The 13,295-nt window shown below is 69.6% G+C and carries 14 protein-coding genes; 6 read left to right on the plus strand and 8 right to left on the minus strand.

Annotated elements, in window-relative coordinates; all coding sequences use genetic code 11:
• The first annotated feature begins 335 nt into the window (after positions 1–335).
• Both OG289_RS26575 and OG289_RS26580 read left to right on the plus strand, forming a co-directional pair.
• A complete protein-coding gene (locus tag OG289_RS26575; protein WP_327316529.1) occupies positions 336–2,036 on the plus strand; it encodes a lysyl oxidase family protein in 1,701 nt (566 codons plus the stop codon).
• A 372-nt stretch (positions 2,037–2,408) separates the two neighbouring features.
• A complete protein-coding gene (locus tag OG289_RS26580; protein WP_327316530.1) occupies positions 2,409–2,537 on the plus strand; it encodes a hypothetical protein in 129 nt (42 codons plus the stop codon).
• Between the two features lie 86 nt (positions 2,538–2,623).
• Here OG289_RS26580 and OG289_RS26585 read toward each other — a convergent pair whose 3' ends face one another.
• Together OG289_RS26585 and OG289_RS26590 are read right to left on the minus strand one after the other, a co-directional pair.
• A complete protein-coding gene (locus tag OG289_RS26585) occupies positions 2,624–4,063 on the minus strand; it encodes a tyrosinase family protein (protein WP_327316531.1) in 1,440 nt (479 codons plus the stop codon).
• Positions 4,064–4,259: 196 nt separating this feature from the next.
• Complete coding sequence (locus tag OG289_RS26590) at positions 4,260–5,009, minus strand: hypothetical protein (protein WP_327316532.1); 750 nt, start codon at positions 5,007–5,009, stop codon at positions 4,260–4,262.
• A 416-nt stretch (positions 5,010–5,425) separates the two neighbouring features.
• Between OG289_RS26590 and OG289_RS26595 the strand changes: the two genes are divergently transcribed.
• Complete coding sequence (locus tag OG289_RS26595; protein ID WP_327316534.1) at positions 5,426–6,811, plus strand: LCP family protein; 1,386 nt, start codon at positions 5,426–5,428, stop codon at positions 6,809–6,811.
• A gap of 201 nt (positions 6,812–7,012) precedes the next feature.
• Here OG289_RS26595 and OG289_RS26600 read toward each other — a convergent pair whose 3' ends face one another.
• The 3 genes from OG289_RS26600 to OG289_RS26610 all read right to left on the minus strand — a co-directional run bounded on the left by OG289_RS26600 (position 7,013) and on the right by OG289_RS26610 (position 8,797).
• Entirely contained in the window at positions 7,013–8,350 is a 1,338-nt protein-coding gene (locus tag OG289_RS26600) for a sensor histidine kinase (protein ID WP_327316535.1), read from the minus strand.
• 142 nt (positions 8,351–8,492) lie between these two features.
• Entirely contained in the window at positions 8,493–8,624 is a 132-nt protein-coding gene (locus OG289_RS26605) for a hypothetical protein (protein ID WP_327316536.1), read from the minus strand.
• Positions 8,621–8,797 carry a hypothetical protein gene (locus OG289_RS26610; RefSeq protein ID WP_327316537.1) on the minus strand — a complete coding sequence of 59 codons (177 nt, stop codon included), beginning with the start codon at positions 8,795–8,797 and terminating at the stop codon, positions 8,621–8,623. The genes OG289_RS26605 and OG289_RS26610 overlap by 4 nt, the downstream gene beginning before the upstream one ends.
• A 123-nt stretch (positions 8,798–8,920) precedes the next feature.
• On the opposite strand from OG289_RS26610, the gene OG289_RS26615 reads away from it, so the two are divergent.
• Positions 8,921–9,424 carry a MarR family winged helix-turn-helix transcriptional regulator gene (locus OG289_RS26615; protein ID WP_327316538.1) on the plus strand — a complete coding sequence of 168 codons (504 nt, stop codon included), beginning with the start codon at positions 8,921–8,923 and terminating at the stop codon, positions 9,422–9,424.
• Positions 9,425–9,452: 28 nt separating this feature from the next.
• Here OG289_RS26615 and OG289_RS26620 read toward each other — a convergent pair whose 3' ends face one another.
• The 3 genes from OG289_RS26620 to OG289_RS26630 form a co-directional block, all read right to left on the minus strand.
• A complete protein-coding gene (locus tag OG289_RS26620) occupies positions 9,453–9,635 on the minus strand; it encodes a hypothetical protein (protein ID WP_327316539.1) in 183 nt (60 codons plus the stop codon).
• A gap of 187 nt (positions 9,636–9,822) precedes the next feature.
• Positions 9,823–10,188: a hypothetical protein gene (locus OG289_RS26625; protein WP_327316540.1), complete on the minus strand. Its 366-nt coding sequence runs from the start codon at positions 10,186–10,188 to the stop codon at positions 9,823–9,825.
• Between the two features lie 14 nt (positions 10,189–10,202).
• On the minus strand, positions 10,203–11,582 hold the full coding sequence (locus OG289_RS26630) for a helix-turn-helix domain-containing protein (protein ID WP_327316541.1): 1,380 nt from the start codon (positions 11,580–11,582) through the stop codon (positions 10,203–10,205).
• Between the two features lie 379 nt (positions 11,583–11,961).
• Here OG289_RS26630 and OG289_RS26635 point away from each other — a divergent pair, with 379 nt between their 5' ends.
• Together OG289_RS26635 and OG289_RS26640 are read left to right on the plus strand one after the other, a co-directional pair.
• The gene (locus OG289_RS26635; protein ID WP_327316542.1) at positions 11,962–13,086 is read left to right on the plus strand and encodes a radical SAM protein; all 1,125 of its coding nucleotides are present in this window, start codon (positions 11,962–11,964) and stop codon (positions 13,084–13,086) included.
• Complete coding sequence (locus OG289_RS26640; RefSeq protein ID WP_327316543.1) at positions 13,083–13,253, plus strand: hypothetical protein; 171 nt, start codon at positions 13,083–13,085, stop codon at positions 13,251–13,253. Before OG289_RS26635 ends, OG289_RS26640 begins: the two co-directional genes overlap by 4 nt.
• The last annotated feature ends 42 nt before the right edge of the window (positions 13,254–13,295 follow it).

Here is a 13,295-nt window from a genome sequence, read left to right on the forward strand (position 1 = left end):
CGGTGACTTCACCCGCGCCGGCGCGACGAGCGCATTCCGCTCCGGACCGGAGCCGACGACCGAGCCGGCCGCGGTGCTGCCGACGGTCTGGCGAGGTCTTGCTCGGGGGAGTGAACTTCGTTGGTTCTTCCGCGTGTTCATCGGTGGTTCCTGCGCTGATTCTGCGCACCAGGCAACCCAGGAAGGCCGTTTGGGCCTCTCAAAGGGTGCTCACAGTTCCGGCCGGGGCGCGTGGGGTGCGTCCGTGGGCTGTGGCCGTTGTCCGCCACGGCGGCCGGGGCCGTGGGCTGTCCAGTCCGATGCCCCTGACCAGGGCACTCGCAGACGAGGAACCGATGACCAGACAGCATCACCGCAAGGGCCTCCAGCGTGCGGCGTTCGCCGCGGGGGCCGCGCTCACCGTCGTCGCCGTCGCCGGGGCCGCTCCCGGCGCCGGCGCCGCGACGGGGAGTACGGCGGGCAAGCCGAAGCTCAAACTGATCGCCGCGTCGAAGGCCGTGACCCTCGACCGGTACGAGGGGGAGGGCGGTGAGGCCGGGGTCTACCTCGACCTCGGCACGTACGTCACCGTCGACAACGCTCCGCTGGAGCTCAAGGTGGCCCGCAAGTCGTACAAGGACCCCGTCGTCGTCCAGCAGATACTGCGCAACGGGTCGAAGGCGACGACGAAGACGCTGCCCACGGGCACCGTCAAGGACTTCAGGGGGCTGCCCGGCTTCCTGGAGGTGTCCATCAAGAACGCGGCCGGGGTGGAGGTGCAGAAGACCCAGGGCACCTTCTGTCCCAACAACGCCTCCGGGCGGCTGCGTCCGGACGCCCCGGCCACCTCGCACTATCCGGAGAGCTGCTCCACCAACCCCTTCACCCTCGGGTCGGTCTGGGGCGTGGAGAAGGGCTGGGCGGCCAACTCGACCACCGTCGACTACGACAAGCCGGTGGACCTGCCCGCGGGCGAGTACACCGCCAAGGTGTCGGTCGCGAAGAAGTACCGGGACCTCTTCGGCATCCCGAACGACCAGCCGACCATCAAGGTGACGGTGCGGCAGGAGAGCGACGGGGGAGAGGGGGGTGGCGTCGGCCTGCGTTCGTCGACGTCCTCCAGCGACCACTCCGCGCACGCGGGTCACTCCGGCGCTTCCATGGAAGCCCACGCCAACCACCACTACGGCCCCCGCGGCGCCGACGCCCCCACTCCCTCCGCGCTCTCCCACGCCCTGGAGGCCCGCGGTCTCGCCCACCACCTGGGCGACGGCGCCGGTCACACCGACGGCTCCCGGATCGCGCCCGCGCTGAAGGCCGCCGCCAAGCGGCCCACCGGACGGGCGGGCGTCCCGGCCAACGTGCCCAAGCCCGACCTGCGTTCGCTGCCCGCCTGGGGCATCGCGGTCACCGACGGCGAGGACGGAGACGCCCCCGGCAAGGACTACCTCGCCTTCAGCGCCAACGTCTGGAACGCCGGCCCCGCCCCCCTCATCGTGGACGGCTTCCGCAAGCCCGGCGCCGAACTGATGGACTCGTACCAGTACTTCTACGACGCCAAGGGCAAGCAGGTCGGCTACGCCCCCGCCGGCACCATGGAGTGGGACCCGCGCACCGGCCACGAACACTGGCACTTCACGGACTTCGCCAGCTACCGGCTGCTCGCCGCCGACCAGCACGAGATCGTGAAGAGCGGCAAGGAGGCGTTCTGCCTCGCCAACACGGACGCCATCGACTACACGGTGAAGAACGCCAACTGGCACCCGTACAACACCGATCTGTCGACCGCCTGCGGCCAGCAGAACTCCATCTCCGTGCGCGAGGTCCTCGACGTCGGCTCCGGTGACACGTACACCCAGTACCGTCCCGGCCAGTCCTTCGACATCACCGACCTGCCGAACGGCACCTACTACATCCAGGTCATCGCCAACCCGGCGAACCGTCTGCAGGAGACGAACACCAAGAACAACGTCTCCCTGCGCAAGGTCGTCCTGGGCGGCACCCAGGGCTCCCGCACGGTGTCGGTCCCGCCGGTGGACCTGATCGACGCGCCGTAACCCGCCTTGACCGATGGGGCGTTGGTGGTGGCAATGTCAGGATGAGCGACGCCAAGAGCGCAGCCACCACCCCCGCCCCCGCCTACGACCGGCCGCCCTACCGCGTCCCCACCGCCCCGGCCCGCCTCGGCGGGCCGGGTGCGTGGGCGGTCGACGTGCTGCTGCCGTGGCGGCCGGCCCGCCGTATCCATGGTCCGTTCCGCGTGTTCCGGTTCAGCGCGGCCGATGCGGTCGGGCTCGCCGCGCCGTCCGGTGGGTACGGGCAGCCGGTCGCGTCCGCCCTCGCCCAGCAGGCCGCCGATCCCGTCATCGAACGGCTGCTGCTGGGAGGACGACCCGCTCCTTACCTTCGGCGACCAGCGCACGCTACGGGTGCCGTCGACGTCCGCCGCTCTCACCTTCGTCGTCCCCGAGGACGGCGAGCCGACGCTGTACGGGCTGGGCCTGCCGGACAACGGACACGTGTGCCCTGCGGTCACCGGGCCGTTTCCGACCCGGTGACCCGAACGGGTTCCCGCGCGGCGGTATCGGTGCGGGCAGCTCAGACGTCCCGCACCGATACCGCCCACGAGGAACTCGCTGCCCGGTCAGGTGGTGGCCAGGGAGATGCTGCCGATGCGGGGACGTGACTCGGGCGGTGGGGTCGGGGCAGCCGCGCGGGCGACTGCTTCCGCCTCTGCGTCGGGCGGCGGCGGGCCGAGCGTGGCCGGCGTCACGACGACGGGAGGAATGCCCTCGCCGTTCCACATGCCCAGTTGGCGCAGCTCGGTGAGGTGCTCGGTGATGTCGAACTTGAAGGTGAGCCCCGAACCACCGTGATGGTGGGTGCTGGCGCCGACCGCGCCGAAGAAGTGGAGGTGGCCGATGAAGTACGGGCCTTCAGGGTCGAGGTCCTCTTCGTGGTCCGGGCGGGCGCCGACGAAGACACGGTAGTTCGTCTGGGGCGGCGCGTCGGCGCGTACGTCGTCCATGGTGAGGATGGCGCGGGACTCGGTGTTCGGGGAGGCGGCCTCCGGCAGAGCCTCGGCGCGGGCGCTGGGCTCAGGGGTCAGAGGGACGGTGAGGGTGTCCGGGCCCAGGTCGGTCGGACCCGTGGTGGACGCCACCTTCTCGGCGGGGGGATCGACGCCGGCTTCCATCATGGCGACCAGGCGCTCGGGCGGCTTCAGCCCGACTCCGTCGGTCAGCGACTCGTAGACGTATCCGAGCGCCTCCTCGGACTGCAGTTCCTCGGAGGTGAACCCCACCTGGTTGCCCTGCGCGTTGCGGAAGGTGTGGGTGAATCCGAGCCAGTCCGCCTCCGTCGGGTTCCGGTGCCCGGAGTTGCTCGCGATCCAGGCGGCCCAGAGACGGTCGATCTGGCAGTGGTGCAGCCAGAAGATGGGGTCCTGGGGCGAGATGAACTGCAACATCACACCCCCCACGTAGCCGTGGATGAGGTCGTGGGGCTGCATTTCCAGCAGGCCGTCGTGCTCCGCACTCCGGTGGAGCAGCTGGCTGTCGGTGTCCGCGCTGCCGAACTGCGTCACGCCGGTGAAGTGCGGTGCCTGCATCGCCGCGTGCGGGTTGACCTCGGCCCACTCGACGGGAAGTCCCCCGGCGGCACCCGGGCTGCGCTTGGGCTCCGCCAGGAACAGCGGGTTGTCCGCCTCGCCGTCGGGCCAGTCCGGGCTGCGGAACGCGCTCGGCAGGCGACGGCATTCCAGGGATTCCGGGCTGTTCGGGTTGCCGTTCGTCACCCGTGTGTAGTTCCAGTACGGCAGTGCCCAGTCGTTGGGTCCGCCCAGCTCGTTCTGGATGACGTCGCGCACGATCCCCTCGAAGCAGAGGATGTAGGCGCGGTGCCAGGGCAGGAAGAACCAGCCGCCGTGCGGGCAGTTGTTCCATTCCGGGTTGTCGCTGGCCGACCTCGTGCCGTGGATGTTGGCCTGGAAGAGCCAGCTGGTCGGATCGCTCTCCGGCCTGCCCTGCATCGCCCGTACCGCTCGGGCGTACCACAACAACTGCTCGTCCCATACATCCGTCATCTTTGTCGTGTCGCGACGCACGCGAACCGCTCCGGCCATGGCTGTGCCTTCCGCTGTGTGGGGGGTGCCCATCGGCTCTGCCGATACGCGGGGTGAGGCGCGGCGGCGAATGGCACATGGCCGCGCATGTCCCCTTGGAGGTGGGGTGTTTCCAGCATCGCATCGGGACACGTATGCGCAACTCAAGGAGGCGACGTCAGCGCAGGACCAGCACGGCAGCCACGGTGACGACGACCGCCGACCCTAGCGCCAGCAGCACGGGCGGTCCCGCCAGCTCGCCGGCCGCCTGGCGGCGCCGGGCCAGTGCCAGGGCCATGCTCGCACCCCGCAGCAGTACACCCGCGACCACGGACAACAGCAGCACATGCACCCATTCCGGCACGGGTGCCACCAGGGTGATCCAGCCGCCCACGAGCGGACTCAGGCAGACGGCGACCAGCCACGGCGTCAGGGGCCGCCGACCCCGCGAGTCGAGGACCGCCGTCAGTGCGAGTCCTTCACTGACGGAGTGCACGACCAGCGCGGCCACCACGGGCACCGAGGCCAGCAAGGCCACCGTCATGCCCTCCACCAACCGGTGCAGCACCAGGGCCACCGCCGTCCCGGCACTCGCCAGTCGCCCCGGCTCACCCCGCTTGCGCAGCCAGTGGCCCGCCGAGGCAAGCGCGAAGGCCGACACGGCGGCGACCGGCACGACCCAGCCGGAGAGCCCCACCTCTTCCGCCTCGTGCAGGGCGTGCGGGACGATGTCGGCCCCGGCCACGGCCAGCAGCACTCCCGACGCGGCCCCCAGCAGCACCGTCGAGCGATGCGACCACCGCCGCCCCGACCAGGCGCCGACCAGTGTCCCGGCCGCGATCAGCACCAGCCCCAGGTACTGCCCCAGGCTGAATTCCCCCCATGACAGCGCGAATCGCTCCCCCGCCTCGACAGCCGCACCAACCACGGTTCGCCCTTCATGAAGCGAGTGCACCAGGAACGTCTGGGACCGGACCGGTTTCCCGTGACGCTTCCACAGCTCCTGCTCGGTCGCATGCCGCCGGGCCCGGTCCGAGGGCCATTGGCGTGAAGGACCGGGAGGGGCGAGTCACGGCTGTGGGGAGGTCACCTCCGGGTGGTCGGGCGTCGGGCCGTCGAGGAGAGGTGAACAACGGGCAACCCTTGTGTGTCTCCGTTCGTCTTCTGAGTCGCCCGTGCCTTTCGGACGTATTCCTACACGCGTGTAGGGTTCCGACGTTCGGCGGTGACCAACGCCGAAGATCCGAGCACGGTGTACGGGGTGACAACGGCCGAGGCGGAGGGCGAGCGCCGGTGAGCGGAACGAGAAGGCGTGGGCGGACTCCGATGGAGGCGGCCGGCCGGATGAACAGCCGGGGGAGCGGCCCCGCGAGCAGGGGCAGGTCCGGCGGCACGCGGCTCACCCGGCGCGGGCGGATCCTCGCGTGGGGGGCCGGTGTGACGGCCGTCGTCGTCCTCGGGATCGGCGGGGTCGGCGCCTGGATCTACAACGACCTCAACAACAACATCAACTCCGCTGACGTCGATGACAAGTTGGGCGGCGACCGGCCGGTCAACCTCAGTCCCGGCTCGAAGAACATCATGGTCGTCGGTTCCGACAGCCGCGACGGCGCCAACGCCAAGTACGGCAAGGACCTGACCACCATGCAGTCGGACACGCTGATGGTGCTGCACATACCGGCCGACCGTAAGTGGGCCTCGGTCGTGTCCTTCCCGCGTGACTCGTATGTGGAGATACCCAGCTGCGAGAAGGGGGACGGCAGTTCGTCCTCCCCGCACCACTTCAAGATCAACGAGGCGTTCGCGATCGGCGGCAGCAACGGCAAGGTCGGCGAGGCCGCCGCCTGCACCATCAAGACCGTCGAGGCCAACACCGGTCTGCGCATCGACCACTTCATGTCGGTCGACTTCTCCGGCTTCAAGGGCATGGTCGACGCGCTGGAGGGCATCGAGGTCTGCCCGAAGGAGGCCATCCACGACGAGAAGGCCCACCTCGACCTGCCGGCCGGCTGCCAGACCCTCAAGGGCGAGAAGGCGCTCGGCTACGTCCGTGCCCGCTACAGCGTCGGCGACGGCTCCGACATCGGACGCATCGGACGTCAGCAGGAGTTCATGGACGCCCTGGCGAAGAAGGCCAAGGCGAAGCTCACGAGCCCGAACGCGATGTACGGCTTCCTGCAGTCGATCACCAAGTCCCTCACGACCGACCCCGACATCGCCGGCATCCAGCCGCTGTACGGACTCGCCGACGAGCTCAAGGGCATCCCGAGCGACCGCCTCAGCTTCCTCACGGTGCCCAACTACGGGCGTGTCGCCGACAATCCCGCCGACAAGGCCAACGTCGTGTGGCAGTACCCGCAGGCGACCGATCTGTTCACCTCCCTGGCCAAGGACAAGGAGGTCACCAAGCCGCAGTTGGAGGCGGCGAAGAAGAACGTGGTGTACGCCTCCAGCGTGCGCGTTCAGGTGCTCAACGGCACGGGTGTCCCGGGGCGCGCCGCCGCCGTCGCGGAGAAGCTGAAGGACGCCGGCTACACCGTCACCGGCACGGGCAACGCGCCCGGGACGGTGGCCAAGTCGACCGTCACCTACCCGACGGGCCTCGACGGCCAGGCCGCCGTCATCGCCTCCCGGCTGCCCAACCTGGTGCCCGCGGCGGACGGCTCCGCCGCCGCCGGGGTCGTCACCCTCGTCGTCGGGCAGGACTTGAAGGTCGACGACGTCGCCTGACGCGGTTGCCTGGCGATGTACATGGACGTGGTCAACAGCACCCCGGAGATGGGGTAAGCTTGATCTTGAGCCGGTCACCGGAAAGAAAAACGGTGAACGACCTCTGCGTTGGTGGTCCAAGGAAAGACGCCCCGCTTCCTGCGGGGAAATGCAGGTGCAAGGCCTGCCCGGCGCTCCATGAAGAACGAGTCCCATCCCGTGTCAGACGGGGTGGGACTCGTTCGTTTTCGTGTCCGCTCTCGTGTCCCCTTCCGCGTCCTGTGATCGCAACGGCAGCTCGGTGACGACCTCGAAGCCGCCGCCCGGGCGGTTGCCCGTCCGGACCCGTCCGCCCGCCGACCGGGCCCGCTCGTGCATGCCGATGAGGCCGTAACCCGTACCGACGGAAGCGGAAGCGGAAGCGGAAGTGGGGGCGGGGGCGGAGGCGAGGGACAGCGGGCGGGGGCCGCCGTCGTTCGTGACCGTGACGGCCAGTCGGTCGGCCGCGTAGACGAGCCGTATCTCGGCCGTGTGGGCGCCCGCGTGCTTGGTGACGTTGGTGAGGGCCTCCTGCACGATCCGGTACGCCGTGAGATCCGCGCCCGCCGTGAGGGGGCCGGGCTCGCCCTCGGTGTGGAGCGTGACCTGGAGGCCCGCACCCTTGAAGGAGGCGGCCAGCTCGGGAAGTTGGGCCAGGCCCGGAGTGGACGTGGCGGTGGCCGTGGGCTCCTCGGCGTCGTCCGCCCGGCGCAACAGGCCGACGGTCGCCTTGAGTTCACGCAGCGCCGAGGCGGTGGTTCCCGTGAGGTCGGCGGTGAGGCGGGCGGCCTCCTCGGGGCGGGCGGGGAGGTGGCGGGCCACGGCGCCGGCCTGCAGCCCGGCCAGGACCAGGTGGTGGGCGACGACGTCGTGCAGATCACGGGCGATGCGCATGCGCTCCTCGGTGACCCGGCGGCGCGTCTCTTCCTCGCGGGTGCGTTCGGCATGCTCGGCGCGGGCCCGGACGGCGTCCAGGTAGGCGGCGCGCAGCCGGGTCACCGTACCCAGCGAGGTGGGCAGCAGCAGCCAGGCAGTGGGACCGAGCAGCTTGAGGACCAGCGGTTCGCCGGCCGGACCCGCGGCCAGACCGGTTCCGACGAGCAGGGCGATGCCGGTGAAGGCGCAGGTGTTGGCGGTCCTGCGGTCGGTGGCGACGGCGAGCGAGTACAGGGCGACCATGAGGGGCGCCAGCAGCAGCACCGTGAGCAGGTACCCGAGCGCGGCGGCGGCGACCGCGCAGGCGAGGTTCACGGCGACCGTGCAGCGGGGACGGTCGCGGCGCCAGATCAGCACCGCGCAGGAGACGCCGGCCAGCAGCACCCCGGGCCACCAGGGGACGCCCAGGTCCTGGCCGGGGAAGGTGATCACACTGCCGGGGAACGCACAGGCGAAGAGGGCGGCGGCGAGGGCCGCGTCGGCGGGACGGGGGCGGCCGCCGCTCAGCGGCGATCCCGGCAGTTCCGTGGGGTCGACCCGTGGATCGAGGGGTCCGGCGGGCTGGGAAGGGGGCTGGGAGCTCATGGAAGGGGGTTCCCTGTTGCTCGACCTCGGGGGCGATGAGGAGAGGGGGCCATGGGTGAGAGGGGAAGCGGTGAGAGGGGAAGCGGTGAGAGGGGAGGGGGTGAGAGGGGAGGAGGGGGGCCGGCCGGCGGTGGGCGGCGGGTCAGCCGGTGGAGTGGCCGGTGGAGTGGCCGGTGGAGTGGCCCCAGCCGTGCCAGGCGGCGACCAGGGCGGAGGTGCCGAGCGCGGCGGCGAGGAGGAGGAAGAGGCAGGCCAGGTGGGCGGTCGCGGTCACGGGCGGGCTCCGTCCGTGACCGCGTCTCCGTCGGGGAGCAGGGCCTGCCAGAGGGGCATGACGGTCCAGGCGGGGGCGGAGGCGGGGGCCGGGTGCCGCACGGCACCGTGGCGGGCGGGGGCCGGCCGGCGGGTGCGGCTCTTCCGGGCGGGGGCGATGGTGGCGTGCGGCATGGGAGACGCTCCAGGGGTTCGAGAGCTCTTAGTTGCTTGAGTTAGGCAACCATGGTGACTTACTTAAGTCAAGCAATCAATCCCATCTTGCTTGAGTTAGGCAAGTATCTGTACCGTGAAAGGATGCCGATACCGCCACCCGCAACTCCCGTGCCCGCAGACGTGATCGCCGTCGAGCAGGCCCTCACCCGCATCACCTACCTGGCAGGACGCGCTCGCCAGCACGACCGGCTGATGGCGCTCGCCGGACTCCCGCTGGACCGGGCCGCCGTGGCGATCCTCCGCCACCTCGCCGAGACCGACCCGCTGCGCCCCGGGATGCTCGCCGTGCGGCTGTCCGTGGAGGCCTCCCATGTCACGCGGCAGCTGCGGCAGTTGGAGAGGGCCGGTCTCGTCGTCCGCGTCGCGGACCCGGACGACCGGCGGGCCCAGCTCATCCAGCTCACCGAGGCGGGGCAGGGCGCGATCGACCGCATACGGGAGGCCGGCCGTCGCGGCATGAACGTCGCCCTGGCCGCCTGGGACCCGGACGACCTGCGGCAGCTCGCGACCCTCTTCCACCGCCTCGTCGACGACTTCGTCGCCCATGCCGAGACGCCGGTGGACGAGGGCCTGCCCGACGCGTGAGGTTCCCGTCCCGTCGTTCCCGTCTTGCTCAGGCCCGTTGCCCGCGGCCCTGGTAGAGGGCCGAGCCCGCGCCGAGCGAGGCAACCGCCATGCCGATGCCCGTCGCGATGCCCTTCGCGCTGTCGTCGATGAGCGGGGCGGCCAGGGCCACGGTGAGGTTGAAGAGGAACAGGAACCACAGGACGGGGCGAGAGGAGAGAAGTGCCTTCACGGGCGTCTGCCTTTCGGGGGCGGGAGTGGACTTCCGCGTCGGGAAGCCGCTTGATCTTGTGAGATCAACGATCCCGTCCCCGGCCGACGACCACGAGGGGCTGCTCTCCCCAGGCGGGGGTGGAGTGCTCTACACCTCTCGCGGCGCGTGCCAGGCGAGCCAGGTCGCGCCCATGCAGTCGTTCGCTTCAGCGGAGTGACTGTTCGACAGCCTCGAAGATGTCGGAGTCGGTTTCCTTCTGCCAGTCCGGGAGGTCGGGCCAGTCCGCCACGTAGCCCGGCTTGGGGTCCTCGAAGTGCCTGTACATCTGAGCCGTCCAGCAGGTGGCAACGAAGCGTCCCTTCTGCTCCCGGCTCAGCCGTGCGGCGTGGCCACCACTGACCTCCAGGAAATGACGCACCTGGTCGTAGACGGCTCCCGCCGCCTGGCGTTCCCAGTCCGGCGTCTCCTCCCACGGGGTCACGTAGCTGGACTTCGGCTCGCCAGGGAAGTGCTTCCGCACACCGGCAATCCATGTTTCCCGAAACAGCCGAGCGCCAGCCTGAGCCGACATACGCACCTCTCTTGTCACGTCGTCTTCAATGCCTCGATCTCGGACGCCAGTTCGGCGACGCGCACGTCCCGAGCCAGTTCGCCGAGGTCTGTGCGCAATCCGTCGAGTCTACGTGCGACGTAGCCGGAGCCCGACTCGCGCGCCAGGCGCAGGGCTTCCCAGCCATAGGACACGACCTGGTCGGGGTCGCCGCGGCGGGCACCAATGGCCGCGAGGTCCGTCAGTACAGCACCCCGACGCCGGAAGGAGTGTCCTTGAGCAAGTGGGCCCTGCTCAAGGGCCTTGGTGAGTGCTTGTTCGGCCAGGTCGAGTCGTCCGAGCCGGACATAGCGTGCGCCGCGTTCCTCGGCCAGTCGGGAGCCGTCGAAGCGCAGCCAGCCGCCGTTGTGCGTCCGGCCTGACAGAGTTGCCACCTTCTCGGCCTGGTCGAGAGCGCGCTCGCAGGCATCCAGGTTCCCGAGACCGGCGTGGATTTCGGCCTGGACAGAGGCGACCCAGTAGCGGGTCGAAAGGGAGCTGTCGCCGCGTCGGGCGATTCGCTCGGCGGCCGTGAGAACGCCAGAAGCGTCCTTGTACCGGCCTTCGCAGACGTCGACGTAGGCGTGACGCACGAGGGCGCAGGCCCAGAGGTCGAAGTTCCCGGCTTCTTTGCTGGCCGAGGCGGCAATGGTGTAGGACGCAGCGGCGTCGGTGTAGCGGTTGGAGTCGAACGCCAGCTCACCGGCCAGCTGGAACAGATCACCGGCGGCGCTGCACAGCACGGTCGTCTCCCGACTCGGCCCGGATGTCAGAACCTGGTTCAGAGCAGAGAGCTGCTCCTGCACGATGGGTTGAACCGAGCCCTTTGCCCGTGCCAGTTGGTAGACCTGCCACAGGTGCTCGTTCATCCGGGCGAAGCCCGCGACGTGAGCGCCTGAAACCTCGTCGGCCAGAGCGTCGGCTTCGTCGGCCGGCAGCGCGATCAGTGCGCTGGTGACCGCTATGGCACGCAGAAACTCACGTCGGAGCATGTCGTCGGGGCTCCCTGGGCTGGAGCGGTCGGGCGGCGGCGGTCCTGCAGACTCCGTGGGGATGGCCGAGGCCGGAGAGAGCAGGTCACCGAGGCGGGTCACGTCCACTCGTAGTAACTCGGCAATTGAGAGCCGGAGTTGGGGCTGCGGAGTTGCCTTTCCTGACTCCCAGCGACCGACCGTTGTGCGGTCGACACCGAGAGCCTGGGCGAATGATTCCTGACTGTAGCCCAGGGCTTTGCGGCGTTGAGCCAGCTCCATCAGTGGCCTCCCTCGCCCGACCGCCTGGACCTCGCGTCTGCACGCCGTGCAGCAGAGGTGCGTCAAGAGTGCCGCATCGATGCCGTGGAGTGCAGCAGCTCGGCGCGGTTGGCTGGTGTTCATCGCAGCTCACCAGGAAGGCAAGGGCTCATGACCGAGACCGAATGCTCCGAGTCCGAAGGGAGCCGAGTCATCATGACCATGCGGGTGTCGCGGGACTCGGGTCGTACGTGGGACAAACCAATCGTTGTCCGAGAAGGCGATCCCATCCAGCTCCTGGCGGAGCCGATCAGGTATCCGGCCTGCAGCTGTACACGCTGTGTCAGCGGACGGTCGGTGCCGGCGCGTCGCCTGGCCCCCGCCGACCAACCGGATCTGCGGCCGTGACAGCTGTCCGGCGCACGGTGCGACAGAGCATCCCCCGCCGTACAGGCTGCCTCCTTCAGTGACCGGGCCGGATTCCACCTCACTTCGCCTCCCACAACTTCGTAAGGAGCGGACGATGCACCAGCTCGTCGCAAGCCCCCAGGACGGCAAGTTCGTCATGGTTCGCCCCGGAGCCAGGGGCGGGATACAGCTCCCGTTCGCGTTCTACCGTGAGTTGGGGACAGCCGTGGCTGAGCGGTCACCGGTGCCGGAATGGCTGGTCGGGGCGGCCCGCCAGGCGTGGGGCCTGGAGCTGGAGCACCGGTCGAGTGAACAGGTCGTTCTCGTCCGGTCGCAGACGCCCCTCAACTACAGCAGGGCCACTTGGGAGATCAACCGGGGCTGCAACTTCGCCTGTGATCACTGCGTTGTCTGGAAGCGCCCCTTCGAGGGCCTGTCGCCCGCAGACAAAGGCCGACTTCTGGAGCTGCTCCGAGGCGCCGGAGTGCTGTGGCTTCAGTTCACCGGTGGTGAGCCGACCATCGACCCCGACTTCCCGGTCGCGTACCGGCAGGCGTACGGCATCGGCATGATGCTGGAGATCTTGACGAACGGCACCCGCCTGGCGCACAAGCCGACGCTGGACCTGCTGTCGACGCTGCCGCCGCACAAGATCACCGTGTCCCTGTACGGAGCCACGGCCGACAGCTTTGATGCCCTGACCCGTAAGCGTGGTGCCTTCAACCGGGTCATGAAGGGATTGGCGGCTGCCCGCGAGGCCCGGCTGCCGCTCGACTTGTCCCTGATCATTACTCGGCACAACGCCCACGAAGCCGCTGCCATGCGAAGGCTGGCCGAGCAGTACGCCACCCGTTACAAGGAGTTCGCCAACATCTCGCCGACCTACGACGGCGAGCTCGGTCCATTGGCGGCGCAGGCGCCCGAATACGTCGACCGTGCCGGCGTCTTCACCGGCTGTCCGGCCGGACACACCTTCTTCCACGTCGACCCTTTCGGGTGGGCGACGATGTGCAAGGTCGGTCGCGAAAATCCCGTCGACCTCATGACTGAGGGTCTGGACGGACTGCTGCGTCTGCCGGCCATCGCGGACGCCCAAATGCTTCGCTCCGGAGGCTGCAACGGCTGCAGGCTCAGCGAGACCTGCCGGGTCTGCCGCCCGCTGGCCAAGCTCTATCAGGACGCGAAGGCACCACTGCACACCTACTGTCAGCACGGCTTCGAGGATGGAGAAACCGCATGAGCGCTGTACCCATTGAGATCACCCCACGCTCGTCCGGCGTCGGTCTGGCCGCCGGTCCGCGCCCGCAGATCGCCGCAGACCCGGCCGGCGTCCTGCTGGTCGAGGACGTCGAGCAGCTCACCGTCGGCAGCGTGCCGGGCTGCGGAGAGGACAACCCCTACAGCTGACCCCGTCATCGCACCGCAAGCGGACCCCCGACGTTGATCCGT

It is taken from the genome of Streptomyces sp. NBC_01235 (assembly GCF_035989285.1).
In the GTDB taxonomy this organism is placed as follows: Bacteria; Actinomycetota; Actinomycetes; order Streptomycetales; family Streptomycetaceae; genus Streptomyces.

What these genes read in the sequence shown, in the direction of transcription:
- OG289_RS26575 (WP_327316529.1), top strand. Translation starts at nt 336, where the DNA reads ATGACCAGACAGCATCACCGCAAGGGCCTCCAGCGTGCGGCGTTCGCC.
- OG289_RS26615 (WP_327316538.1), top strand. Translation starts at nt 8,921, where the DNA reads ATGCCGATACCGCCACCCGCAACTCCCGTGCCCGCAGACGTGATCGCC.
- OG289_RS26630 (WP_327316541.1), bottom strand. Translation starts at nt 11,582, where the DNA reads ATGAACACCAGCCAACCGCGCCGAGCTGCTGCACTCCACGGCATCGAT.
- OG289_RS26595 (WP_327316534.1), top strand. Translation starts at nt 5,426, where the DNA reads ATGAACAGCCGGGGGAGCGGCCCCGCGAGCAGGGGCAGGTCCGGCGGC.
- OG289_RS26635 (WP_327316542.1), top strand. Translation starts at nt 11,962, where the DNA reads ATGCACCAGCTCGTCGCAAGCCCCCAGGACGGCAAGTTCGTCATGGTT.
- OG289_RS26610 (WP_327316537.1), bottom strand. Translation starts at nt 8,797, where the DNA reads ATGCCGCACGCCACCATCGCCCCCGCCCGGAAGAGCCGCACCCGCCGG.
- OG289_RS26640 (WP_327316543.1), top strand. Translation starts at nt 13,083, where the DNA reads ATGAGCGCTGTACCCATTGAGATCACCCCACGCTCGTCCGGCGTCGGT.
- OG289_RS26625 (WP_327316540.1), bottom strand. Translation starts at nt 10,188, where the DNA reads ATGTCGGCTCAGGCTGGCGCTCGGCTGTTTCGGGAAACATGGATTGCC.
- OG289_RS26585 (WP_327316531.1), bottom strand. Translation starts at nt 4,063, where the DNA reads ATGACGGATGTATGGGACGAGCAGTTGTTGTGGTACGCCCGAGCGGTA.
- OG289_RS26600 (WP_327316535.1), bottom strand. Translation starts at nt 8,350, where the DNA reads ATGAGCTCCCAGCCCCCTTCCCAGCCCGCCGGACCCCTCGATCCACGG.